Raw genomic sequence first — 23,414 nt, 5'->3', positions numbered from 1 at the left:
CGGGCGAAATAAAGCGGAATTTATAGCTTGCTCTTATAAATTCGTGCCATTGCCTTCTGATATTGATTCTCCAGCTGGAGGTAATTCTGATGACTTTGATAAATGACGGATACTTCGACAAAATACTCGATCATGCTGATCTGTCCGCCTGTCAGAGCCTGTTTCAGCAGTGCGAGGTCTTGTTGCGCCTGAAAAGTTTTCCTGTATTCCTCCATAGAGGCGTGCAGCGTTTTGGCTTCCCGATAGAGCTGTGCCAGTTCGGATTCCACTTGCAGGGTGGCGTTGTCTTTCTGCAAGTCGATGTTCAGCGCTTGCGCTTTGGCTATTTTCACCTTGTTGCGATTCTCGAAAAGCGGGAAGGAGAATCCCACTACTACTCCGTTGAAAGGCGTTCCGGTTTCGGTGTTCCGGCGGTAGCCGAGTTCCAGTTTCGGCAGCCATTGCGACTTGTTGACGGCGATCTGTTTGCGGGCAACGAGGCTTTCGTTGTTGAACGCCATTAACGTGCGGTCGGCGGAGAGCACTTCCGATTTCAGTATCTGATAATCGGCAGGGAAAGGCGTCGCGGGATACGCGCTTTCTTCGAACACTACGGGGATATTGCCGTTTAACGTGTTCAGTTCCTGCAACTTATTGCGCAGTGCCGTTTCGTTCAGCGAAGTCTCCGTTTTAATATTCAGCAGTTCCAGATTGATTTTATTCGTTTCGAGGGCGTTCGCATCTCCGGTTTGGAGGCGCTTGGCGTACATTTTGGCGAGTTCTTCCGCGTTTCGCAGCCGTTCCTCCAAGATGTGTTTTTGCTGGCGGAGCATGATAATGTCCAGACACACTTCTTTGGCGAGCAACAGTTTCTCTTGGCGGAAGACATCCGCCTGACTGTCAAAAGCACCCGCTTTCAGACGATTCAGCTTGTTGCGGGTGGCATACAGGCTCGGAAAGTCGAAACTTTGCGACACCACAAGTTCGCCGATCGTTTCGTTTTTATCTTTCGCTCCCCAGAGGTGGGCGTATGATAAAGTCGGGTCCGGCAGGTTATTGTCCGTTTTGGCTTCCAGCTTTTGCGAGGTGATGAGCTGGGCGTTCGCCTGCAACTCCTTGTTGTTGGTTTCGATATTCTTCAAAACCTGTTCGATGCCGCTTTGGGCCTGCACTTCGCCCGTGAGGGCGAGAAGTGCGCAGCTTACCAAAGAGCCTATGATGATGATTCGTTTCATACTTTTTTTATTTGTTTCTATATACATAGTAGCTATATTTAACTGATAATTATGCTTGTTCCGCCGGTACGCCGCACGGAGAATTTGCTTCGGCGCTACGCTGGCGATGCATCATCAGATAAACAATCGGAACGATGAAACCGTTCAGGAAAGTAGATGTTAAAAGTCCGCCCAAAATCACTTTGGCCATCGGACTTTGAATCTCGTTGCCCGGCAGATCACCGCCCAGAGCCAGCGGAATCAGCGCCAGCGCAGAGGAGAGAGCCGTCATCAGGATCGGATTCAGACGGTCGAGAGAGCCTTGTATCACGCTGTCGTATACGTTCAGTCCCTCCACTTGCTGCAAGTGGTTGTAGTGGCTGATGAGCAGCATACCGTTACGGGTCGCGATACCGAACAGCGAAATGAAACCGATAATTGCCGGAATGCTTACTTCGCCGGTCGTGATGACAAGAGCAAAAACGCCGCCGATCAATGCCAGGGGCAGGTTCAGCAAGATCACGCCGGACTCCTTGACGCTGCGGAATTCGTGGTAAAGCAACAGGAAAATAATGACAATACTCATGAAAGATGTCAGCGCCAATACACGGCTGGCAGCCTGTTCGCTTTCGAACTGTCCGCCATACTCGATGTGGTAGCCCTCGGGCAACTGGATAGTGGCGTCTACCTGTTTCTGAATATCATTTACAACACTGCGCAGGTCACGGTCGGCAACGTTGGCGGAGATAACGATTTTCCGTTTTACATTTTCGCGGTTGATCGTGTTCGGTCCCATGGAGGAAACCACTTCCGCCACGTAGTTCAGAGGAACTTTGCGTCCGTCGTTGGTGTCGACCATAAGGTTGCGGATTTTCTCCATTTCGTCGCGTGCGTCGTCCTTCACTTTGACGATGAGGTCGAAGCTCTTGCCCTGTTCGTACACTTGCGAAATCACTTTTCCTGCCAGTGCCACATTCACGTATTCGGAAAATTCCGGCAGAGTGATGCCGAATTTCGCCAGCATTTCCCGTTTGGGCTGTATCTTCAGCTGCGGGCGTTCGATTTGTTGCTCCACGTTGAGGTCGGCAATTCCCGGAATGTCGCTGATAGCTCCCTTGATTTGGTTGCCCAGCGAGAACATCTTGTTCAGGTCGTCTCCGAAGAGTTTGATGGCGATATTTGCCTTCGTACCGGACAACATCGCGTCGATACGGTGGCTGATGGGCTGACCGATTTCGATGTTTGCTCCGGTGATCGTTCCGAGTTTCTCGCGCACTTCGGCAACGAGTTCGCCGCGCGGGCGGTCTTTCAGTTCAAACGGTGCCTCGATTTCCGAAACGTTTACGCCGAGCGCGTGTTCATCCAGTTCGGCACGTCCCGTTTTGCGGGCCACGGTTTGTATTTCAGGGATTGTTAGCAGCAATTCTTCGGCACGGTGTCCCATCTTGTTGCTTTCTTCCAGGGATATGCCCGGCAGCGAACTGATATTGATGGTGAACGAGCCTTCATTGAACGAAGGAAGGAAGCTGCGCCCGAGCGTAAAGAATACCCCTAAGGCGATCAGGAAAAGGACGATGGTGCTGCCGAGTGTCACCCGTTTGTGAGCCAGCACCCATGTCAGCGCCTTTTCGTAAATGCCTTTCATCCAGCGGGCAAGGAAGGATTCTTTCAGTTCCTTGTTCGTCTTGTTGCTGCCCAGCAGGTAAGAGCAGAGCACCGGAGTCAGCGTGAGGGCAACGACCGTAGAAGCGAACAGCGCCACGATGAAAGCGATGCCTAGCGGTACCAGCATACGGCCTTCCATTCCACTCAGGAAGAACAGCGGCACAAAGCTGACGACAATGATCAGCGTTGAATTAAGAATCGGCATTCGCACTTCCTTCGAAGCGTTGAATACCACTTCGAGCGTGCTGAGGCGTTCGGCTTCCGCCTTCTGACGGTTTTCCCGCAGTCGCTTGTATACATTTTCCACGTCGACAATGGCGTCGTCGACCAGCGAACCGATGGCAATCGCCATACCTCCCAGACTCATCGTGTTGATCGTCAGCCCCATGTAGTGGAGCGTGAGGATGGAGACGAGCAGTGAAAGCGGTAGCGTGACAAGGGAAATCAGCGTAGTGCGCACATTGGCCAAAAACAGGAAAAGTACGATGACGACAAAGATTCCTCCTTCAAAAAGAGACTTTTTCACGTTGCCGATAGAGCTTTCGATAAAGCGGCTCTGGCGGAAAATATCCGTGGAGACTTTGACATCCGCAGGCAAATTCTTCTGTAAGTCTTGCAGAGAGGCCTCCAACTTGTCCGTCAGTTCCAGCGTGCTGGTGGCGGGCTGTTTGGTGACGGTCATGAGTACGGCAGGTTTGCCACGCTCCGAGGCTGTGCCCAGTTTCGGGGCTTTGGGACCTACTTTCACGTCGGCGATGTCTTCCAGCGTCACCGGAAAGCTGTTCACCGTTTTCACTACCGCTTTGCCGAGTTCTTCCACTTTGGTGGTAGAGAGCACTCCGCGTACGATATATTCATTGCCAAATTCGTAAAGTACGCCGCCGTTGGCGTTCAGGTTCATGTCTTGGGTGACGGCCATCACTTCTCCCATCGATACGCCGTAGTGGCGCATCCGTTCGGGGGCTAACTGAATCTGATATTCCTTGATGTCGCCTCCGAGCACTGCCACCTGTGCCACGCCTCCGGTGGAGAGCAGGCGCGGGCGGATCGTCCAGTCGGCAATCGTCCGCAGATCGAGCATGGAGGTGGAGTCGGCGGTCAGACCGACGATGAGCATTTCGCCCAAGATGGACGATTGGGGGCCGAGAGTCGGCTTGCCCACGTTGACGGGAAGTGACTCGCTGACTACGGCGAGCTTTTCGCTGACGATCTGACGGGCGAGGTATATGTCTGTGCCCCAGTCAAATTCTACCCAGACAACGGAGAAACCGTTGGTCGAAGAAGAACGGACACGGCGTACGCCGGTAGCCCCGTTTACGGCTGTTTCGACGGGGAAGGTGACGAGTTGTTCCACTTCCTCGGCTGCCATACCGTTGGCTTCGGTCATGATGACCACTGTCGGGGCGTTCAGGTCGGGAAACACGTCTACTTCCGTGTGCATGGCGGTGTAAGTCCCCGCGATAAGCAGGAGGATGGCCGCGCAGAGCACAACCAGTCGGTTGTGCAGGGAGTAATGTATGATTTTATTTAGCATGATATTTCATTGATTAAGTTTGGTTCCTCCCGGTTTACTTTTGAGCAGTGCCGGGCAGGGGATAAACTTGCGTGACTATAAATGAGTTCTGTGTGTGCCGCAAGGGAACTTGGATGCGGCACCTTGCCGCTAGTGCTCATGACTGTGGGCAGGGATGGCGTTGCTTGCGCTTGCCAGGCGAACTTGGTATGCGCCTTCGGTCACTACACGGTCTCCGGGTTTGATTCCGGTCAGGATTTGTACACTTTTGCCATTGTCGGCGCCGAGGGTCACTTCCTGTTTCTTGTAGCCTTCTTCATCGAGTTGCAGGTAGACGAAGAAGATGCCTTGCTCTTCCGTCAGGGCGGTGCGGGGCACGGAAATCACGTTTTCCAGTTGGGAGGAAAGCAGATAAACTTCGACGAATGACCCCGGAATCACTTCTCCTTTATTGTCAAATTCGAAGGTGACGGGCACGTAGAAAGAATTGTCTCCGGAAGTTTTTCCGAAGGAAAGCAGTCTGCCGCTCAGTTCATTCAGTTCGTAGACCTCATTATTATAAGGTGTCCGGAAATTGGCGGAACTGATTGTGCGGAGATACGGGTAGTATTTTTCCGATACTTCGGCACGGAGGAAAAGCCGGCGGTTCTGTGTCACGCTGACCAGTGGCTGACCGATGGTTACGTAGTCTCCCTCATTGACCAGAATACTTTTCACGTATCCGGCAATGGGCGCGGTGATATTCTGACCGATGGCCGAGTGGTTTTTGGCGAGCGCTTCGTAGCTGATACGTGCGTTTTCGTAGTTCTGCTCCGCCTGTGCGAAATCCTTGTCGGACACAATCTTGTTTTTGACGAGCGACTTCATTCGTTCGTATTCCTTTTTGGATACTTCGTAAGCGATTCGGGCACGTTGCACGGGGTCACCGTCGGCGATGTTGTGCGAAGAAATAGTCACCAGCGGAGTGCCGCGACCTACGCTCATTCCTTCCGTCACCTTGCCGCGGAAAGAAACGACTCCGGCCACCGTGGCTACGGCCACCGATTCATCGCCCTGGGCAGCGAGTACCTGTCCGCTTGTCTTGATCACTTGCTGGAAGGGGGCCGGTGTGATGGCATTTACCTTCACACCGGCAGCGTCAGCTTTCGCTTTCGGGAGGATGATTTCGTCGCTGTGCTCGCCGGCGGGTTCGCTGGTGGCAGCTTTGCCGTGATCGTGTCCTCCGCTGCATTCACCTTCGTGTGAATGGTCGGCTCCTTCGGCTTCGTGGTCATGTCCTTCTGCTTCGTGGTCATGACCTTCCGCTTCGTGGTCATGTCCTTCGTGTTCATCATGATTGTGTGTGACGGTCTCGTGGTCATGGCCTTCATGACCAGTATTTTTACTGTTGCAAGAGCCCAGGACGAATAATCCCACGACTCCTATAAAGATAAGTTTCTTCATAAATGTTGTTTTCCTACTAAGTTTTACTGTTTTTGTACGCTACAAAGATAGAGTAACGCAGATGCAACTTGCTTGCATTTACGTCATTACGCAAAAACAGAGTAGGGAGGGGCCCGAAGGGAGGAGGTACGAGGTATTTTCGTACCGTGCAGGGATTCACGATAGATGTAGTAATTTTTGACTCGTCTTTCCTGCGGTCGTAATAAATGTTCGATGATCGTATCCGTAAACAGGGTGGCGACGAATACGTAATTCGGTCCGCTGTCCGTGTGCACGGAGGGGATGGGAGAGTGGAAGCGGGTCATGCATTCGCTGCTGCAACATGAATCGCTTGCGGGGTGATGATGGTGGTTGGGGCATTGCTGCTCTACCGGTTGGTCCTGCTTCATGCAGATCATCCCGTTGGGGTGGTGGTGATGGGGAATAACGGCGGCTACCAACATAATGATGTTGATAAAGAATAGCATCGTTACTATGAATCGTTTCTTCCCTTTCATCCTTTATTGCAGAACATTATCTGCTCTAAGTCTATTATTAAATTTGCACAAATATACAAATACTTTTTCTTTCACCTAAAGCAGGTAATGTCTTTTTATTGTTTATTATTTCTTTTCCAGTTCCTGCAACGAATCCATTTTCTTCTTTTCGAGGAATTCGTAGATGCCGCAAAGATGCTCCGTCACCTTCTTATTGCCGAACTCGTAGACCTTGGTCACCAGTCCGTCAAGGAAGTCACGGTCGTGTGAAACGACGATCAGTGTGCCGTCGAAATCCATCAGCGCTTGCTTGAGAATATCTTTGGTTTTCATGTCGAGGTGGTTGGTCGGCTCGTCCAGAATCAGGAGGTTGACCGGTTCCAGCAGGAGCTTGATCATTGCCAGGCGGGTACGTTCGCCACCCGAGAGCACTTTCACTTTCTTCATAGACTCTTCCGGCCCGCCGAACATGAAGGCGCCCAGCAAGTCACGTATCTTGTTGCGGATTTCTCCTTTTGCCACGTCGTCAATCGTTTGGAAAACCGTGAGGTTTTCGTCCATCAGCGAGGCTTGATTCTGCGCGAAATATCCGATTTGCACGTTATGTCCCAGCGTCAGCGTGCCGTCATGGTCGATTTCGTTCATGATACATTTCACCAGTGTCGATTTACCTTCACCGTTCTTGCCTACGAAAGCCACCTTGTCGCCACGTTCAATTGTCAGGTTGGCGTTGCGGAACACGACATGGTCGCCGTACGTCTTTCCGACACCTTCCATCGTGACGGGATAACTGCCCGAACGGGGCGAAGGCGGGAATTTCAGCCGCAGTGCCGAAGTGTCTTCCTCGTCTACTTCCAGCAATTCCAGCTTTTCCAGCATCTTGACACGGCTCTGCACCTGCAAAGTCTTCGAATACGTCCCCTTGAAACGTTCGATGAAGGCTTCCGTTTCGGCGATGAACTTCTGTTGCTCGTCATAAGCCTTCTGTTGCTGTTCGCGGCGTTCCTTGCGCAGTTGCAGGTATTGGGAGTAGTTTACTTTATAGTCGTAGATGCGGCCCATTGTTACTTCAATGGTGCGGGTGGTGATGTTGTCCACGAATTTGCGGTCGTGGCTGATCACGATGACCGCTTTGCCGTTATTGATCAGAAAATCTTCCAGCCATTGGATCGATTCGATGTCGAGGTGGTTGGTCGGCTCGTCAAGCAAGAGTACGTCCGGTTTTTGCAGCAGCAGTTTGGCGAGCTCGATGCGCATGCGCCAGCCTCCGCTGAAGTCACTCGTCTGACGTTGAAAATCTTCGCGTGTGAATCCGAGTCCGAGTAATGATTTCTCTACATCCTCTTCGTAATTGGTTGCGTCGATGGAGTAAAATTTTTCGCTGAGGGCGGACACTTCCTCGATCAGTGCCATGTAGCTGTCACTTTCGTAATCCGTCCGTGTTTCCAGCTCCTTGTTCAGTGCGTCGATCCGTGCTTCCATCTCGTGCAGATGCGCGAAAGCCTGTGCCGTTTCGGCAAACACGGTTCTGCCGTCTTCCGTCATCAAATGCTGTGGGAGATAGGCTACTACGCAATCCTTGGGGGCCGAAACCTTGCCACGGGTAGGCTGTCTGACTCCTGCCAGAATCTTGAGTAAGGTACTTTTTCCCGCTCCGTTTTTTCCCATCAGGGCGATGCGGTCTTTTTCATTAATAACGAAAGAAATATCACTAAATAGGGTAGTGCCGCTAAACTCTACGGCTAGTCCGTCTATCGAAATCATACAATTCTTTATAATTTGAGGCGCAAAGATAGCGAAATATATCAATCTTTTTTATAACTTGCGGGCTGAAAAGCATTATTAACTGAAATATGTTGACTAAAAAGTAATTTAAAAGAATAATTTTAAAAATAATATAGAAACGATATGGAAGGCGGACAAACAAATGAATTCAGACCTCTTATCTTAGTGGCTGAGGACGACGACAGCAACTTCAAACTGATCAAAGCAATCATCGGAAAGAAATGTGATATACAGTGGGCCAAGAATGGCGAAGAAATCGTGGCACTGTTCAAGGAATACGGCAACGAGGCCAAAGCGATCCTGATGGACATCAAAATGCCTGTAATGAACGGACTGGATGCTACGAAAATCATCCGCGGAGAAAACAAGGAAATCCCTATTATCATGCAGACCGCCTACGCTTTCAGCTCTGACAAGGAGAATGCGATGAACGCGGGAGCGAGCGAAGTGCTGGTGAAACCGATCACACTGTCGATTCTGCGCAATACGCTGACGAAGTATTTCCCCGAACTGGTCTGGTAGACCGATCCTTTTTTTGTCCGGTAGACTGATCTTTTTTTGTTTGTTAAACCGGTCTTTGCTCCGGCAAACAGGATCTTTATCCGGTAAAACGGTATCGCTGAGTAGAAAAACGGTATAACAATTCGGGTGTTTTTTCCTGTTTTGTATTTGTGATATTAACAAATAGCTGACGGGGATAATATGGATTCTTACTATATGAAAATCCACATTATCCCCGTCAGCTGTGTCCGGACGTTTCTATGTCAATCCGGATATTACTGTATCAATCCGGATGTATTGTCTGGAATGCCTCTGTCCGACACTTTCGGCAGAAGGCTGTAAAAGTAAAATAGGCGGACCTCACGGTCGGCCTATTTCTGTTCGTTTCCGTTAATTTGTTAGAGTTCAGAAACGACTCTATGTAAAGTCTCTCCTTTGAGAGATTTTAAGAGCGATTTTTATCGGCTTCCGCCTGCCCACCAAACGGGTTCGGAGTATACGTAGTCACCGTTGCCGTAAGCGGCTTTCACTTCCGGATTGGCAGCTGTGTCGCTGTTTCCGTATGGGTAGCGCAGCGGGAATTTGCTGGAATTGTTCGGGTTGGTCAGCGTGATGAAGTTTTCGTTCAGTCCCTTCATACGACGGAAATCGTTGTACGTCTCCGTAGCTTCACCGGAAGCACCCCACATGGCAAGGTACTTCTGAATCATTGTTTCCTGCAATGGGTTGGCTGCATATTTCGCTTTCACTACGTCGTCGAAATACTTTCCGGCAGACGTTTCCGTGATTACTTCGCTGGAATTGGTGTTCAAACCGCTTCCCAACTCCTTGATGGCAATGCTTATGCTGTTTTCCGCATTCAGCAAGCCGGCTACTACCGCTTCTTTCAGCGCGTCTTCCGCATCACGGTTCAGACGGCACAGAGCTTCTGCTTTCAGGAACATCAGTTCGTGATAGCTCATCAGCAGAGTCGGTGCGGTTTTGGCGTAAACGAATGCGGAAATACCGTATTTGGACGTACTCTGATCCGGGCTGCCGTTGGGAGCCGGAACAAGGCTGGGATCGTTGGCTGCTACCTGCGAACGTTTTTTGTCGACGATCGGAGTGAAGAAAGCACGGTTGGCACGCGGATCATTGTAGGCCAACAGCTTGGTTCCGAGGCTTGTACTGGCTCCGAATCCGGCACGAGAGTTGTAGAAACCGTAGAACGGGTTGATGTTGTTAGAGTCGTAGATGTCGAATGCAGCCTGGTCGTCAGCCGAAGTGAACGATTTGCTTACATAGTCCAGTACCTTTTCATAATCGGCCGATTTGTTGCTTGAGCGGTTGATCAGTCTCATGGTGTAGCGGGCTTTCAGGCCGTAAGCGAATTTCAGCCATTTGTCCGCGTCGCCGGCATAAAGGAAATCCTGCTCGGTCACGTCTGCCAAGTCTTCTTTCTGAAGATTGGCGATGGCGTCGTCGAGATAACTGATGATTTGAGTATAGATTTCCTGTTGCGTATCCATTTTCGGGGTCATATAGACCGGAGAGCCTTTTTCGTCCACCAGCGCAGCCTGACTGCACGGGGCATCACCGAAGAAATCGGCAATCAGTGCGCAGTTGTAAGCGGCCATCACTTCGGCCATTCCCCGGGTGACGTCGTTGCCGTGATCTCTGCCTCCTTCGCCACATTGGTCGATGATGATGCGGGCGTTCTTCAATGAAGAATAGATGCCGTTCCATGAGTTATTGAAAGTAGACGAGGACGACGGCTCGTTTTCGCGGACTTCGGCGTAGTAAAGCTGGTTGTCTACACCTACTTCGTATTCGATGTACGAAGAGGCGTATGTATTGATGTCACCGCTGGCGTTGGAGAAAGCGGTAGAAGTGATTACATCTGCCAAGATAAATCTTGAGGCAACACTGGTGGTGTGGTCGTGGTCCTTGTTGATTCTGTCCATCGTGTCCTCCGAGCAAGCAGAGAACAAAGACAGAGCGGCAACAGCCAGTACACCGGTTATTTTATCATATCTTTTCATAATCTTCTTTCGTTTAGCTAATTAGAATTTTACATTTACACCAAAACCGTAGCTTGCAGTTCCCGGCAGAGAGAAACGCTCGAAGGCACCTCCCATGTTGTCGTTACCCTGAGATGCTTCCGGGTCGAATCCCTTCAGCTCGGACCATACGATGAGGTTGCGGGCAAATACGTTTACATCTACGTTTAGCCATTTGCTGGCGTATACCGGGTAGCTTACAGAAAGCTCACGCAGTTTGATGAACGATGAATCGTAGATATAAGATTCGTTGATAGAACGCAGGCGGGTGTAATAAGCCTGTGCGTTAGTCACTTCGATGTCGTTGGCGGCATACGTCGGGTTGCCTTGCGCGTCTGTTCCGGTTTCTTTCACGGTGTTGGGGACGACGAAGTTGCTCTTGCGTTTTTCGCCCGATTCTTTGGTGACACCGTAGAAGTTCATTTCACCGGCAGTACCGCAGTACATTTGTCCGCCTTGTTTCCAGTCGAACACGGCAGCGATACGGAATTTGTAAAGCTCGATATTCGTGTTGAAGCCCAGACGGAAGTCGGGAGAAACCCGGCCGATCACGTCGTCTTCGCCCACCTGCGGAAGTCCGTTGGCGTCTACTACGATCTGTCCGGCCTTGTTGCGCTTGTACGTGCTGCCGTATACTACGGGGAATTTCTCGCCGATACCGGCACGCACCTGCGGAGTGACGAATCCGCCGAGATAGATGCTTTCAACACCCGGTGCAAGTTCGTCTACGTAGTTGTCGATCTTCGAGAAGTTGAAGGCGAAGTCGAGCTTGAAGTTGCGGTTGTTGACCGGCGAAACGCCCAGTGTAAGTTCGTGCGAGTTGGTATGAATCTTACCACCGTTCATGATCATGCTGTCGTAGCCGGTAGAGCCTGACAAAGGCACTTCGAAGATCTGGTCTTTTACGTTCTGACGCGAGTAGGTATAGTTCAAAGTGAACAGTCCGTTGAAGAATGTCAGGTCGGCACCGATTTCGTATGACTTCGTGTTCTGCGGTTTCAGGTTCGGGTCGTACACCTTATAATAAGGGATATATGCCATCGTTCCGTTGATCGGGTAGGCGATGGGCGTGCCGTTGAAGAATCCGCCGCCGTAGCTCGGGGTGTAGTAATAGCTTTGCATATAGTCGCCTGCCATACCTACTTCGGCGTACGATGCGCGCAGCTTACCGAATGTGAGGATGTTGTTTTTCAGCGGTTCGAGTTCGGTGAACACAAATCCGAGCGATACGGAAGGATAAGTGAACGAACGGTTGTCGCGCGGCATATTTGAAACGACGTCGTTACGGATTGTTCCGTTGAGGTATACCATGTTTTTCCATGCCAGAGACAGGTTGGCAAAGTTACCTACCGTACGTTTCTTGTTGTACGACTTGGAACTCTGGTAGATAGAAGCATTGTTGATGTGGTTCCATCCCGGGAAGTTGAAGTTCATCCCTTCGGAGAAGGCATATTGCGTTCTTTTCTCTACAAGTTCGTTACCGATCAGGGCGTCGAATACCCAGTCCTTGTTGATGTCCCAGCGGTAAGAAGCCGTCAGCAGCGAGTTCAGCTCGTTGATGCTGTAGTGGTATTCGATGGCGTCGCCGGTGTCTGCCATTGTACTGCCGTATCCGTAGATTTCGCTGTAGTTGGTGGTGTAGGCGTCGTCACCGAGTTGGTATTTCACGTCCAGTTTGTGGTTGTCCGTGCCGAATTTGGTCGTGAATTTCACGAATGCGTTTCCGAAGAAACGTTGCGAGCGTTCGGTGAACAGGTTGTTGTCCACAGCCCAGTAGGCATCGTCGATCCATGCCTGGCGGTACGTGTTCTGCTCGTACGGGTCGCCTTCGACGTGCGAGGGGATTCCTTTCATGTTGTAGCTCACCGGAGCGTTGTAGATGGTAGCCGTCACGCCGGAGTTGGCGGTAGACTGCTTTTTGATCTTGGAAGTCACGAAGTTACCGTTGAAGCCAGTCGACCAGTTGGGGCTGAGCTGAACTTCGGCAGACATTTTGGCGTTGTATCTGTCCATGCCGGTAGTCGGGATGATGCCTTCCTGGTGGCTGTTACCCAGCGAGAAAGAGTAGTTTCCTTTGTCCAGATTTTGGGAAACGTTGACGTTGTTGCTCCAGGTAATGCCGGTGTCGAAGAAATCCTTCATGTTGTTGTATGCTTTCGGCGTTGCCCACGGGTCAAGGCCGGCTTCGGCACGTTGGGGCACGTAGTATTGTCCCTGACGTTTTCCCATTTTCTGGGTGAAAGCGTTGTCGGTGTTGCCGCCGTATGTAGGATCGTTGGCGAGGTCGGCTATTTTCGGTCCCCAGCTGTGACCGGAATAAGGGTCGTATGAGCCGCCGCTGCCTTGTCCGAATTCGTTTTGCAGTTCGGGCAGTGTGGACACGACATCGAACGAAAGATTGCTGCGGAATGTGATCGTCGGTTTGCCTTTGGCCACTCCTTTACCGCTTTTGGTGGTGATGACGATGACACCGTTTGACGCACGCATACCGTAGAGGGCAGAAGCTGCCTGACCTTTGAGGATGTTGATGCTTTCGATGTCGTTGGGGTCGATGTCCACCGAACGGTTGGCGTAGTCGGTACCGTAGGCGGCGCCGTTAGCGTTGTCGGTAGTCGTTACGTCGGCAGCGGAAGAGATTGGCATGCCGTCGATGACATACAGAGGTGTATTGTCGCCCGTGAACGAACGGGAACCGCGGATCGTGATCTTGGAAGATGCACCCGGCATACCGGAAGACGGAGAGATGTCCACACCCGAAACTTTTCCTTGCAGTGCTCCTGCGAGGTCGGTGTTGGCCGCGCGTGTCAGCTGGTCTGACTTCACGTCCTGAACGGCGTATCCCAGCGCTTTCTTTTCGCGGGAGATACCCATGGCCGTTACTACGACTTCGTCTAGTGACTTGGCGTCACTTTTTAATACTACTTTGATAACGCCTTGTGTGATCGTAACAGTTTGCGGAGTCATTCCTACATAGGAAACGCGCAAAGTTTTAGAAGAACTTGGTACGGCGGGGAGTTGCCCTTTCGGGAAGCGTTAAGTGTTTTTGGGGCTATTTAAGGCATAAAATGATAAAAAGATACCATTTCGAACGAATTCCTGATGTTTTTTTTATGAAAATAGCGGTTTTAACACTTTCTTTCTGTTAGAGATCAATGCTTAAGGATTGCTAAATGCGTCTGTTTACCTTCTCTTTTTATCTATTTTTCGATTAAATTCTTTCAATATGATACTTTATAGTTAAAAACGTAACACTTTTTTAATTTTGATATAAATAGTGTTATCTTTGCACCCTGTTAGAGACTAGAAGTCTATTTATAGGTTAAATTTAAGAGAGAATTTATGAAAAGAAAATTGATGTTCTTTATGACCTTCCTTTTTGTGGGTATAGGTCTGGTGACAGCGCAGACGTCCCGAGTTACCGGTGTGGTAACCGCCGAGGAAGATGGCCTGCCTGTTGTAGGTGCTTCGGTATTGGTGAATGGCACTACTCTTGGTACTATCACGGATATTGATGGTAAGTTTACAATCACGAATGTACCAAGTTCTTCTAAGACTTATTGATATTTTATAGCCTCTCTTTTTCCTCCTTTTTCGTCCTATCTTATTGTAAATCAGAAAGTAAGTGCTGCTTTCTGCAACTTGGCTTCCCGGCTCACTTACTATAATCGCAACCTTTTCCCTTTCTTTTTCGATCTCAGTCATCTTTTTCGGGCAGGTACTCGGCTTGTTTTCAGGGGGGCGGATGCTTAGGTTCTACCTTTATTTGAGGCTTTCTATGAGCGATAGGGGCAGACCGGTCTTTTCGGCAATGAGTTGATTGTCAATTCCTTGCTTTTTCATGTCGATGGCTGTCTGAAAGATGTTCAAGGCTTCTTCGCGACCTTTCTTCAGGCCTTCCTCAAGTCCTTCTTCAAGTCCTTTCTTCAGTCCTTCTTTCATTCCTTCTTTCATCCCTTTTTTTATTCCTTCCTTTTCCGCTGCATCCATTGTCACCAAATAATCCCGGTACACTTTGACGCTATTATCGTATAGCTCCCTCTCTTTTGGAGACATAGAAGCCACATCAGCGATCTCTTCGAGTTTTTCGAAGACGGCTTTTCGTGCCTTGAATGGCAGGCGTTTTAAAGTTTCCATATTATTTAATATATAAATCCAACGTTCAAAATTCGTTTCACATTCCTCTTCGCTTTTTTTGAAGAGGGGGAGGGCGATGAATATTTGCCAGAATTTCTCCGAGAAGAGTTCACCTGTCTCCTTGTCTGCAAGAATAACGTCTGTCCGGAGTTTTATGTTCTTGTCCATGATGAAATTCATCAGAAAGACTCCGTAAACAGCTTTTATTTCAAATTTCCAGTCGTGCCCCGTCCGGCCCTGGTTGACGATGGCACGGGAGAGATAGAAAATGGAGCGTTCTTTAAAGTTGCTCTGCATGCGGTTTTGCATTTCGACAATTATCTTTTCGCCCGTGTCCGTGGTGCAGTAGACATCGTAGATGATGCCTCGTCCTTCCGGGTAGTCCGGCAGCTGTTCGTTGTTCAAAAACGTTAAGTCGGTTATCACTCGTTCACCTTCGAGAAGGTCGTTCAGAAATTCGATTAGTAAATCCTTGGAGACTTCTCTGCCGAATATTAATTTGAATCCGTAGTCGGTGAACGGATTGATAAATTTGCTCATTGTTTTGGTTGTTGCTCTTTTAGGTTGTAAAGAGAGGTTTCTCTTTGCATACGGTAAAGAGGCTTTTTCTTTGTTCCACAAAGATAGGATAAATTATTGTTTTATGATGCGTTTGGCGGGAGAAATAAATGACGTGGGCGCTCAAAAATGCTCATCTCCCTCTGACTCGCTTTTTGAGGATGCCGGTGTAGGTGTCTTCAAATTCTGCCGGGTGATTGAGCGCCCAGAGGATGTAGTCGCCCGGCTCGTTCTTTTTGAGCAGGGTGGAGCGGTATTCGGAGCTGAGGACTTTCCATAAGGTGCCGCAGGGACCACCCAGCTTTCTGCGTCGGGCGAGGGCGAGGATGCCTTTCACGGTTTGTTCGTTCCGGATGCCGATGGCGTCCATGTTGAGGCGCAGCAGGGATTCGGAGAATCCTCCGGAAGCAGTGCTTTCGTTCGGGGCTTCTTCCTGCTGGTTTCTTTCGTACTGGGTTCCGTTGTGCTTGGGTTCTTCCAGCTGGTTTCTTTCGTATTGGGGTCCGTTATATCTAGCTTCTCCCTTCTGATCTATTCCTCCATTTCTTCTTTCTTCCTTATTTTCCTCTCCTCTTTTTCCGGATGAGATTTCTAAAGACAAACCTTTGACAGCAACAGGCGCAGCCTGAAAAACGCCGTTTGACGGAACGGGCGGCTGCTCTCTATCCTTCTCCCATTCATTTTCGGTTTTGCTTTGTCTTTCCCTTTCTTTGTCTCTTTCTCTTTCCGATTTACTTTCGATTTCTGTATCCGTTTCCTGTTTTGTTTGTGGGATTGTTGCTGCAATTTCTCGTTTTTTTGCAGCATTAATTTTCATAGCTGCTTCGTCGGTCACTGTTTTTGTAGCATAGATTCCTGTGCCTGCTGCATGGATGTTTGTGCCTGTCGTGCCGATTCCTGGCTTTGTTTTAGTAACTTCTGTAGCTGTGATATTGACTCCTGTTTTTGTTGCGTTGACTCCTGCATCTACTATCTTGCTTTCCGCTTCATCCACTTCTGTACCTTTTGAATTTATATTGCTTCTTATTTCTGCGGAATTATTTTCCGTTCCATCCTCTTCTTCCTTGATGAGCCAAAACTGTTCCAGCGGAAGTTTGTATTTCCTTCGGCTGTCGGTAATGATTTTGTGGTATTGCTCTTGGATAGCTTGCGAAGTCAGAATCCCGTACTCCTTATATATATAGGTATCGAACAGTCCGACGGACAGACAGTCGTCAATGATGGCCTGCATCTCCTCCTCTTCGCAACACACTTCCTGCGAAATGTCGAACAAGGTATCTTGATTCCATGCGACGTAAAATCCCTTTTCTTTGTAGATGAGGCAGAGCAGGGAAGTGAGTGCGGCAATTCCTGCCGCATGATGACGGTTGGAAATGCGGCGTACCTTCCTGTCTTGGAAGAAGTTGACATCAAGCGGGAAATAATCTAATCCGGGTTTGGAAATACGGGCCATCTTTTTGAATATTTAGAGTGATATTGAATGATAAATAATGAATAAGGCGAATCGGTAATTTTAATTTAGCTCATTTCAGTATGGTGATAAGCTACTTGATAGTCAGTTCTGTATCTCAACTGAGGGTGACTAAAAAGTCGATTCTATCTCAATTGGGGGTGACTAGAAAGTCGATTCTATCTTGAATCTCCTCCTTCGGGAAGGAGGAGTGGTCGCAGACCGAGGTGGTAGGAGAAATAATGTTTATACCTATTTCTTTGTAAATGATAGGATTATGCATTCACCTACCACCTCCCCCTACGGGTACTCCTCCTTCCCGAAGGAGGAGAATAGAGTTACTATTGTGTACAACTACTCGAGTTACTATTGCGTACAACTACTCCCTAGGACTCCTTTTTCACATCGAAGCAGGGACAGGCTTTCATGTATTCATTGGGTGAGATGATGCCGTCTCCGTTGAGGTCGGGGCTTGTGTCCCGGTGTCCGATGACCTGTTTCACGTTGGGGAAGGCCAGTTGCAAAGATTTCACCAGTCGGATGAGGGCGGTGCGTTGTGCTTCTGTCCGTGTGTCTGCGGGGTGGCCTTCCTTGTCCAGTCCGCCGACGTAGCAGATGCCGATGGAACGCTGGTTCCAGCCCATACAATGCGCCCCGTCGAGGGTGACGTCTCGTCCCGGTTCGATGGTGCCGTCGAGGCGGATGACGTAATGATAGCCGATGGACCAGAAGCCACGGGCACGGTGCCAGCAGTCGATGTCGGCAGCGGTGATGTCCTGTCCCGCACGGGTGGCGGAACAGTGGATGATGATGGTGTCTTTCATTGCAGAAACTCCTTTCTTTGTCCTCTTTCTCTGGGCAATATATAAGTGTTGAAACCAAAAATGGCGGATTCTTCGGGAGACAGGCGGCGGTAATAGTGCTGCGTCACTGAATGATGTATAGGGGCAAAGAGAGAAATAAGAGGAAAAGGCGATGAAACAAAGGAAAAAGAAACTGGCTGCACACATACATTGCCTGCTTCGAACTCCTCGACTGAACTTCTCGATTTGCCTATCCCAAGTGAATTGCCTGCTTCGAACTCCCCGACTGAATCAACTGTGACAGGCAGCACAGGCATTTCGGGCGCTATCAGAAAGCATTCTTCCGAACCGCTTCTTTCGGCTCTTGGCTTTTTCTTCATGGCAGATTGCTTCAGCCTTTCGGGATGCAATAAATGCAGCACCAGCCAATTGCGTTGTTTAGGACTCATTTGCTCCCCTTTTACCAGGGCGTTCATGGATGGATAGGCTTGCAGGATATTTCCTGCCTCGTCCGTCGTGGCACAGGGTACGGGGGAGAGGGCGGGCGACGACGGACGCAGACCGGTCCGGATGGCGTGCATGATGTTATCGTAGGCATCGCACCATTCGAGGTTGGCGACGTGGTTGTTCAGCTTGTTTCCGTCGAGGTGGTTCACTTGGGGGAGACGCTTCGGGTTGGGGATAAAAGCTGTTGCCACTAAGCGGTGTACAGAGTAGCCGACGTATATCCCCTTCTGACGGATGGCCACGTACTCATAACCTTTTGAGGTAATGGTGCTGCTGATTATCAACTTCGATTTGCCTTTGAAACTCAATATCCGTCCGTGATCCGAAATCATATAGTCGGAATTTGCTTCGATAAATCTCCAATTTTCCATACTTTATTCTTTATATTGTTAATAAAATTACACTTCGTTAAAAAGAAATCCCTTTTCCGAAACCGCCGGGGATAAACGGCGCAGCCTGCAAGGCAGAAACGGCGTAGCCTGCAAGGTAGAAAAGGCATAAACAAGGACTGTTAAACGGCGTAGCCTCCTCGCTGACATGAGACGGTTCCGCCCGCTTACTCCGGTCTTTGCCCTTTCTCATTCCTCCTCTGCACGGGGTTCGAGCCGTTCTGCACAGCGAACGAGAAACTCCAGTTCCTCCCGACACCCTTGAATGGCCTCGTACAAAGAGTCCACATGATACATCCTGCAAAGCGTTTCCCATTCTTTTCGTTCTTCTGAAGTCATTTGTTGCCAAGTCTTATTTGTTTTCCGAATCTCATTGGTTGCCCGAAACTCACCTGCTCTTCGAAACTCATTCGACGCAAAGGAAATTTTCGGCATGAAACGTGCGCCACCCTTTGGCTTCGAGATCGTAGTAGACTACAAACGTATTTTCCGGTCGAGGCATATAGGGGCGGTGAAAACAGTGTTGATACCCGGTGAGCGTGCCGACAGCGTGGCGCACGCTTCCGTCCTGCTTGGTGTAGCAGAATTTCACGTTCTCCCTGTGCATCTTCCGGATCAATTCACCGATCCGGTGGGCGATGATAAGCGAGTCACGTCGGTTCATGTCATTGTTGCGGCGGATGACGGCGGCCCGTCTCATGAGTCGCACCCGTTGGAGGGAATGTTGCTTTTTAATTTCAGTCATACTGTTCAATTGTTTTTTATTGATTTCGGGGCAAAAGTAGATTATGGGTAGAACATATTTCGTTCACGCTTGACGAAAATGAAAGATATATTGAGAAAGTGTCACGCGTGACGGAGAATGTTAAAAGGATTTTCGGAATTTTGTCGAATTAACTTGAAACAATAAAATAATAAAAAAATGAAAATTAATTCAGGTGTTAGTAATAATGGTAAACAGAGTAGTACAAAACAAAGATGTATCAAACAAAGAAGTACAAGTGAAGAAAAAGCAAATCTTCAAAACGCAAATTCGGAAAAGATGAACATGAAACAAAAAACTGAAAATCAGTCTACTGCATTCCCGAAAAATATGGTGCAGAGGACTAAATCTCAAGAGAATACACTGCAAGAAAATGTACCTCAAGGAGATACTCCCCAAGAAAATGCAACTTCGGACAGCGTCCAGTCAAAAGTTGCGATAAACCGGGCATTGATTCTGCAAAAGATTGAGCTGAAGCATAAGCTGGAGAAAAAATATAGCGGTTTGCAGCATAGCGATGATAAAGAAAAGTTAGAAATCATCGAGGAAATTAGAGATATTATTGACGATAATGGGTTTGACGAGAATTTTCTGAGGGAACATTCCGACTGTTCGGAATCGTCGATCAGGCGGATTTTGGGCGCTTGGATGTGCAAGTCGATGTCCAATTGGACTACGATTTTTAATATGACGACGTGCCTGTCTGTCAATTGCGTGTTTGCCGAACATCTGTTGGCATTGTTGGTCTCTGTGGTGAATTTTCTGCTCAACGGTGCCGGAGTGGTACATTGTCGTGTCCTGTCACCTTCCAAAGCTGTCATTGAGATTGATTTCAGTAAGAATAAATCATTGTATAAGAAAGATAAAGATGGCAAGATGGAAAAACCGGAAGACAGAGGTGGAAAACAACAGGAGGAAAAGCCGGGTGAAAGGAATTAATTATTAATAATTTGAAGTAAGTCCTTTGAGAACTTGGTATCCCGCTTTCGTAGATAATTCTTTGCTATCAGCGATTACTTTCTGTTTATTACCTAATAAAGTATATCACTGCAAATGTAGTCATACTTATTGTAAAATCAATGCAGAAGCCCTCTAAATCTGAAAAATAAGTTTTTTATCCGATTGAATTGCAGGCGGGATATCGTAATTTGTCACCCGAACTTTTGATGGAAAGGATATCTTTTTTCCTGCTCCTTTCTACCGTGTTTTGTACTTCTTATATGTTTACATATATAGAAAAAAGATTCTCTGTTCGTACAGCAGTTATTCTGCTTTCTGAACAGAGAATGTGAATGAATCCTTCGGGTGAGCCGGTTGATTTATGACTTGTTTGGTAAAATATTGTAAATCAAATATTTGCCGTTTTTACCAAGTTCTCAAAGAACTTATATTCGTGTATAGTAATATTTAAAGATTTAGTAGCAATATTTTAAGCTATCCGGTGACAGATTAAAAAAACAATCAAAGCAATCATATATATGAAAGTGCAGATAATTCGACAAACGGCAGTACTTGTCATTCTTCTGATCAGTGTGTTCCGAACCAACATGTATGCCGATGATTCGTCATCCTACGACATCTTGATTATCAATTCTTATACCGAAAACTGCCTTTGGAGCGATGATTTTATAGCGCCCGTCTATAAAGATTTTCGGATTCAGAACGCCCCGGCCAATATATACACCGAGCACATGAGTATGTTTTCCATCAACACCGGTGAGGGGCTGGAGCGATACAAATCCGAACTGCTCAGAAGATATGCCCGCGTAGAGCCGAAGTTGATTATCCTGTTGGGCAATCCGGCATGGGTACTGCTCCACGAGACGATCGGCAAACGTTGGCACGGTGTCCCCGTGCTTCTTTGTGCCGAGCGCGAAACCGTAGGGCCGCCCGAAATATATCTGGAAAAATACATTGCACCCGCAGGCACTGAAGTGCCGTTGAGGGATTATAAAGGTGACATTCCTCTGACTGTGTTTTACGTACCTTTTTACGTGAGGGAGACGCTGGAAATGATGGCTGCCATCGTCCCCGATATGCGTAAGATCGTCTTTTTGTCCGACAGACGCTGGATCAGCGCGCAGTGCAGGAAAGAAGTGGAGGAGGTGATGAGAACGGAATTTCCGCAGGTGTTGTCGGACTGTCTGATAGCTGACGAAGTCACTAACGACGACCTTGTCGACTCTCTGAAGGTGTCGGACTCATCGACGGCAGTCCTTTTTCTGTCATGGCAGAAGGAGGAACAGCACGGAAATACGATTCTCACTTCCAACATTTCACGACTGCTGAGCTACTATTCCGACTCACCTATTTTCACACTTCACAATAACGCTGCCGAAGCCAACGGACTGATCGGCGGCTGTTTCTGGAACGACAGCGAAATAAAAGAACATCTGCTCCCGCTGATCAAAACTCTGCTGGAGGAACCACATCAGCAGGAGGTGAAAATAGTGACGATGGGCACACCCCGTCCCGTCATCAATTATACTGACTACTTGGACGCAGGTCTGTCGCCCGACCTGTGCCCCGCCAATGCGATTTTTTGCATGAAACCTCCCACGTTTTTCGAGCAATATAAATATTACCTTGCCATGTTTCTCATCATGATCATTTTGGCGGTTCTTTACGTGGTATGGCTGAGGCGGACACTGGCCGAAAGAAGCAAGCGGCTGGACATCATGCGAAATTACAGCAGTCTGATCGAAAATATGCCCGTCATGTATGCCCGTGAGGAACTGGTGTACGATACCGACGGACGGATCGTCGACTTTATCTATCAGGAAGTGAACCCGACTTTCGAAAAATACATTCTGCCGAAAGAAAAAATACTCGGAAAGAAATACAGTGAACTGAACAAAGTTTACAGTCCGGAACTGCTCGACTGCTATAATGCACTGAAAGGCAAGAAGGAAATGACCTTTCAGTATTATCTTGAAAAAACGAAAACGTATCTCACCGTCATTGCCGTATGTTCCCGAACGGAGGGCTGCATCGATGTCTTTTGCGTGGACAATACCGAACTGTCGCTGACCCAGCAGATGCTGCGTTCCACCAATCACAAGCTGGCTGCCGTGCTGGACGCTGCCGACATGACGCCTTGGAGGTGGGAATTGGAAACCGATATGTTTATTTGCGACATCGACCGTCACCTATATATAATGAAAGAAGAAGCTGTGACCGACGGCGATCAACTGCTGATTCCCGCCTCCGTCTATTTCTCCAAAATCTACGAACCGGACAGGGAGCGGGTGTTGCTTGCCTGCGAACAGCTCATCAATGGCGAAGTGCATAAAGTGAAGGAGGAATATCGGATCGCCCCCCGACAAGGTGATACTTCCCATTATGAGTGGGTGGAAGTTCGGGCAGCGGTAGACGAGTGGGACGAGAACGGCAGGCCTCTGAGTCTTGTCGGTTCGTCCTTGACAGTCACTCAAAGGAAAAAAATGGAGGAAGCACTCGTCGAGGCCAAAGTGAAGGCTGAGGAAGCGAACACGCTCAAATCTGCCTTTCTTGCCAATATAAGCCACGAAATCCGGACTCCTCTCAACGCCATTGTCGGCTTCTCCGACCTGTTGGCATCGGAAGAAGGGGAACTTTCGGAAGAGAGGCAAGAGTATGTCCGCATCATTGAGAACAACAATGCGCTCCTGCTTCAGCTTATCAGCGATGTGCTCGACCTTTCGAAGATCGAGGCGGGAACGCTGGATTTTGTGTATACCGATATAGATGTGCACGGGCTGTTCGTGGAGCTCGAAGATACCATCCGGCTGAGAAATAAAAAGCCCGGTGTCCGTATTTGGTATCATGTGCAGATGACCGAATGCGTCATACATACTGACCGGAGTCGTCTGATGCAAGTGGTTATGAATCTGATCAATAATGCGATGAAATTTACGGAGCAGGGCAGTATCGAGTTCGGATATTATCTGCGGGAGGACGGTTTTCTGTATTTCTATGTCACGGACACCGGATACGGAATACCGGCGGAGCATCTTAATGAAATCTTCGGTCGTTTCGTCAAGCTGAATAGCTTTGTGCAGGGCACGGGACTCGGACTTCCTATCTGCCGGACGATTGTCGAGAAGTTGGGTGGAAAGATCGGTGTCGTCTCACAGCAGGGTGAGGGGAGTACCTTTTGGTTTACACTGCCTTATACGGCTGGCGAGAAGATGGTCTGAGAGGAGCGTGGCTCATT

Annotated in this window: 17 protein-coding genes and 1 pseudogene; 4 read left to right on the top strand and 14 right to left on the bottom strand. The window is 48.8% G+C overall.

What is annotated here, in order from left to right; all coding sequences use genetic code 11:
• Window positions 1-20 precede the first annotated feature (20 nt).
• From ACHLI0_RS08270 to ACHLI0_RS08250, 5 genes are all read right to left on the bottom strand, one after another.
• Complete coding sequence (locus ACHLI0_RS08270) at window positions 21-1,214, bottom strand: TolC family protein (RefSeq protein ID WP_490748875.1); 1,194 nt, start codon at window positions 1,212-1,214, stop codon at window positions 21-23.
• Between the two features lie 49 nt (window positions 1,215-1,263).
• A complete protein-coding gene (locus ACHLI0_RS08265; RefSeq protein WP_490748873.1) occupies window positions 1,264-4,392 on the bottom strand; it encodes an efflux RND transporter permease subunit in 3,129 nt (1,042 codons plus the stop codon).
• Between the two features lie 129 nt (window positions 4,393-4,521).
• Window positions 4,522-5,814 (bottom strand): efflux RND transporter periplasmic adaptor subunit, encoded by a 1,293-nt coding sequence (locus ACHLI0_RS08260; protein ID WP_490748871.1) that lies wholly within the window; start codon window positions 5,812-5,814, stop codon window positions 4,522-4,524.
• 86 nt (window positions 5,815-5,900) lie between these two features.
• A complete protein-coding gene (locus tag ACHLI0_RS08255) occupies window positions 5,901-6,311 on the bottom strand; it encodes a DUF6769 family protein (RefSeq protein WP_011108102.1) in 411 nt (136 codons plus the stop codon).
• Between the two features lie 105 nt (window positions 6,312-6,416).
• The gene (locus tag ACHLI0_RS08250) at window positions 6,417-8,054 is read right to left on the bottom strand and encodes an ABC-F family ATP-binding cassette domain-containing protein (protein ID WP_008761073.1); all 1,638 of its coding nucleotides are present in this window, start codon (window positions 8,052-8,054) and stop codon (window positions 6,417-6,419) included.
• A 144-nt stretch (window positions 8,055-8,198) separates the two neighbouring features.
• On the opposite strand from ACHLI0_RS08250, the gene ACHLI0_RS08245 reads away from it, so the two are divergent.
• Window positions 8,199-8,597 carry a response regulator gene (locus ACHLI0_RS08245; protein WP_008761074.1) on the top strand — a complete coding sequence of 133 codons (399 nt, stop codon included), beginning with the start codon at window positions 8,199-8,201 and terminating at the stop codon, window positions 8,595-8,597.
• A gap of 437 nt (window positions 8,598-9,034) precedes the next feature.
• Here ACHLI0_RS08245 and ACHLI0_RS08240 read toward each other — a convergent pair whose 3' ends face one another.
• Complete coding sequence (locus tag ACHLI0_RS08240) at window positions 9,035-10,597, bottom strand: RagB/SusD family nutrient uptake outer membrane protein (protein ID WP_008766448.1); 1,563 nt, start codon at window positions 10,595-10,597, stop codon at window positions 9,035-9,037.
• Between the two features lie 21 nt (window positions 10,598-10,618).
• Window positions 10,619-13,621: pseudogene (locus ACHLI0_RS08235) on the bottom strand (SusC/RagA family TonB-linked outer membrane protein); the annotation flags it as partial.
• Between the two features lie 333 nt (window positions 13,622-13,954).
• Between ACHLI0_RS08235 and ACHLI0_RS08230 the strand changes: the two are divergent.
• Window positions 13,955-14,176: a carboxypeptidase-like regulatory domain-containing protein gene (locus tag ACHLI0_RS08230; protein WP_008766446.1), complete on the top strand. Its 222-nt coding sequence runs from the start codon at window positions 13,955-13,957 to the stop codon at window positions 14,174-14,176.
• A 198-nt stretch (window positions 14,177-14,374) separates the two neighbouring features.
• Here the strand turns inward: ACHLI0_RS08230 and ACHLI0_RS08225 are convergent, their stop codons facing one another.
• The 7 genes from ACHLI0_RS08225 to ACHLI0_RS08195 all read right to left on the bottom strand — a co-directional run bounded on the left by ACHLI0_RS08225 (window position 14,375) and on the right by ACHLI0_RS08195 (window position 19,201).
• Window positions 14,375-15,289 (bottom strand): Rpn family recombination-promoting nuclease/putative transposase, encoded by a 915-nt coding sequence (locus tag ACHLI0_RS08225; protein WP_490748868.1) that lies wholly within the window; start codon window positions 15,287-15,289, stop codon window positions 14,375-14,377.
• Between the two features lie 151 nt (window positions 15,290-15,440).
• Window positions 15,441-16,760 (bottom strand): DUF4373 domain-containing protein, encoded by a 1,320-nt coding sequence (locus tag ACHLI0_RS08220; RefSeq protein WP_490748867.1) that lies wholly within the window; start codon window positions 16,758-16,760, stop codon window positions 15,441-15,443.
• Between the two features lie 383 nt (window positions 16,761-17,143).
• Window positions 17,144-17,581: an N-acetylmuramoyl-L-alanine amidase gene (locus ACHLI0_RS08215; protein ID WP_490748866.1), complete on the bottom strand. Its 438-nt coding sequence runs from the start codon at window positions 17,579-17,581 to the stop codon at window positions 17,144-17,146.
• Window positions 17,578-18,438 (bottom strand): HNH endonuclease family protein, encoded by an 861-nt coding sequence (locus ACHLI0_RS08210; protein ID WP_490748865.1) that lies wholly within the window; start codon window positions 18,436-18,438, stop codon window positions 17,578-17,580. The genes ACHLI0_RS08215 and ACHLI0_RS08210 overlap by 4 nt, the downstream gene beginning before the upstream one ends.
• Window positions 18,439-18,475: 37 nt before the next feature.
• The gene (locus ACHLI0_RS08205; protein ID WP_490748864.1) at window positions 18,476-18,649 is read right to left on the bottom strand and encodes a hypothetical protein; all 174 of its coding nucleotides are present in this window, start codon (window positions 18,647-18,649) and stop codon (window positions 18,476-18,478) included.
• Window positions 18,646-18,795, bottom strand: coding sequence for a hypothetical protein (locus ACHLI0_RS08200; protein WP_490748863.1), 150 nt, complete (start codon window positions 18,793-18,795; stop codon window positions 18,646-18,648). Before ACHLI0_RS08200 ends, ACHLI0_RS08205 begins: the two co-directional genes overlap by 4 nt.
• A 67-nt stretch (window positions 18,796-18,862) precedes the next feature.
• Window positions 18,863-19,201, bottom strand: coding sequence for an SH3 beta-barrel fold-containing protein (locus tag ACHLI0_RS08195; protein WP_490748862.1), 339 nt, complete (start codon window positions 19,199-19,201; stop codon window positions 18,863-18,865).
• Window positions 19,202-19,504: 303 nt separating this feature from the next.
• Here ACHLI0_RS08195 and ACHLI0_RS08190 point away from each other — a divergent pair, with 303 nt between their 5' ends.
• Complete coding sequence (locus tag ACHLI0_RS08190) at window positions 19,505-20,158, top strand: RNA helicase (RefSeq protein ID WP_490748861.1); 654 nt, start codon at window positions 19,505-19,507, stop codon at window positions 20,156-20,158.
• A gap of 539 nt (window positions 20,159-20,697) precedes the next feature.
• Entirely contained in the window at window positions 20,698-23,397 is a 2,700-nt protein-coding gene (locus ACHLI0_RS08185; RefSeq protein WP_490748860.1) for a sensor histidine kinase, read from the top strand.
• The last annotated feature ends 17 nt before the right edge of the window (window positions 23,398-23,414 follow it).

This window comes from Bacteroides sp. RCH18, from assembly GCF_058231005.1.
This window is presented reverse-complemented; position numbering and strand designations above follow the sequence as displayed.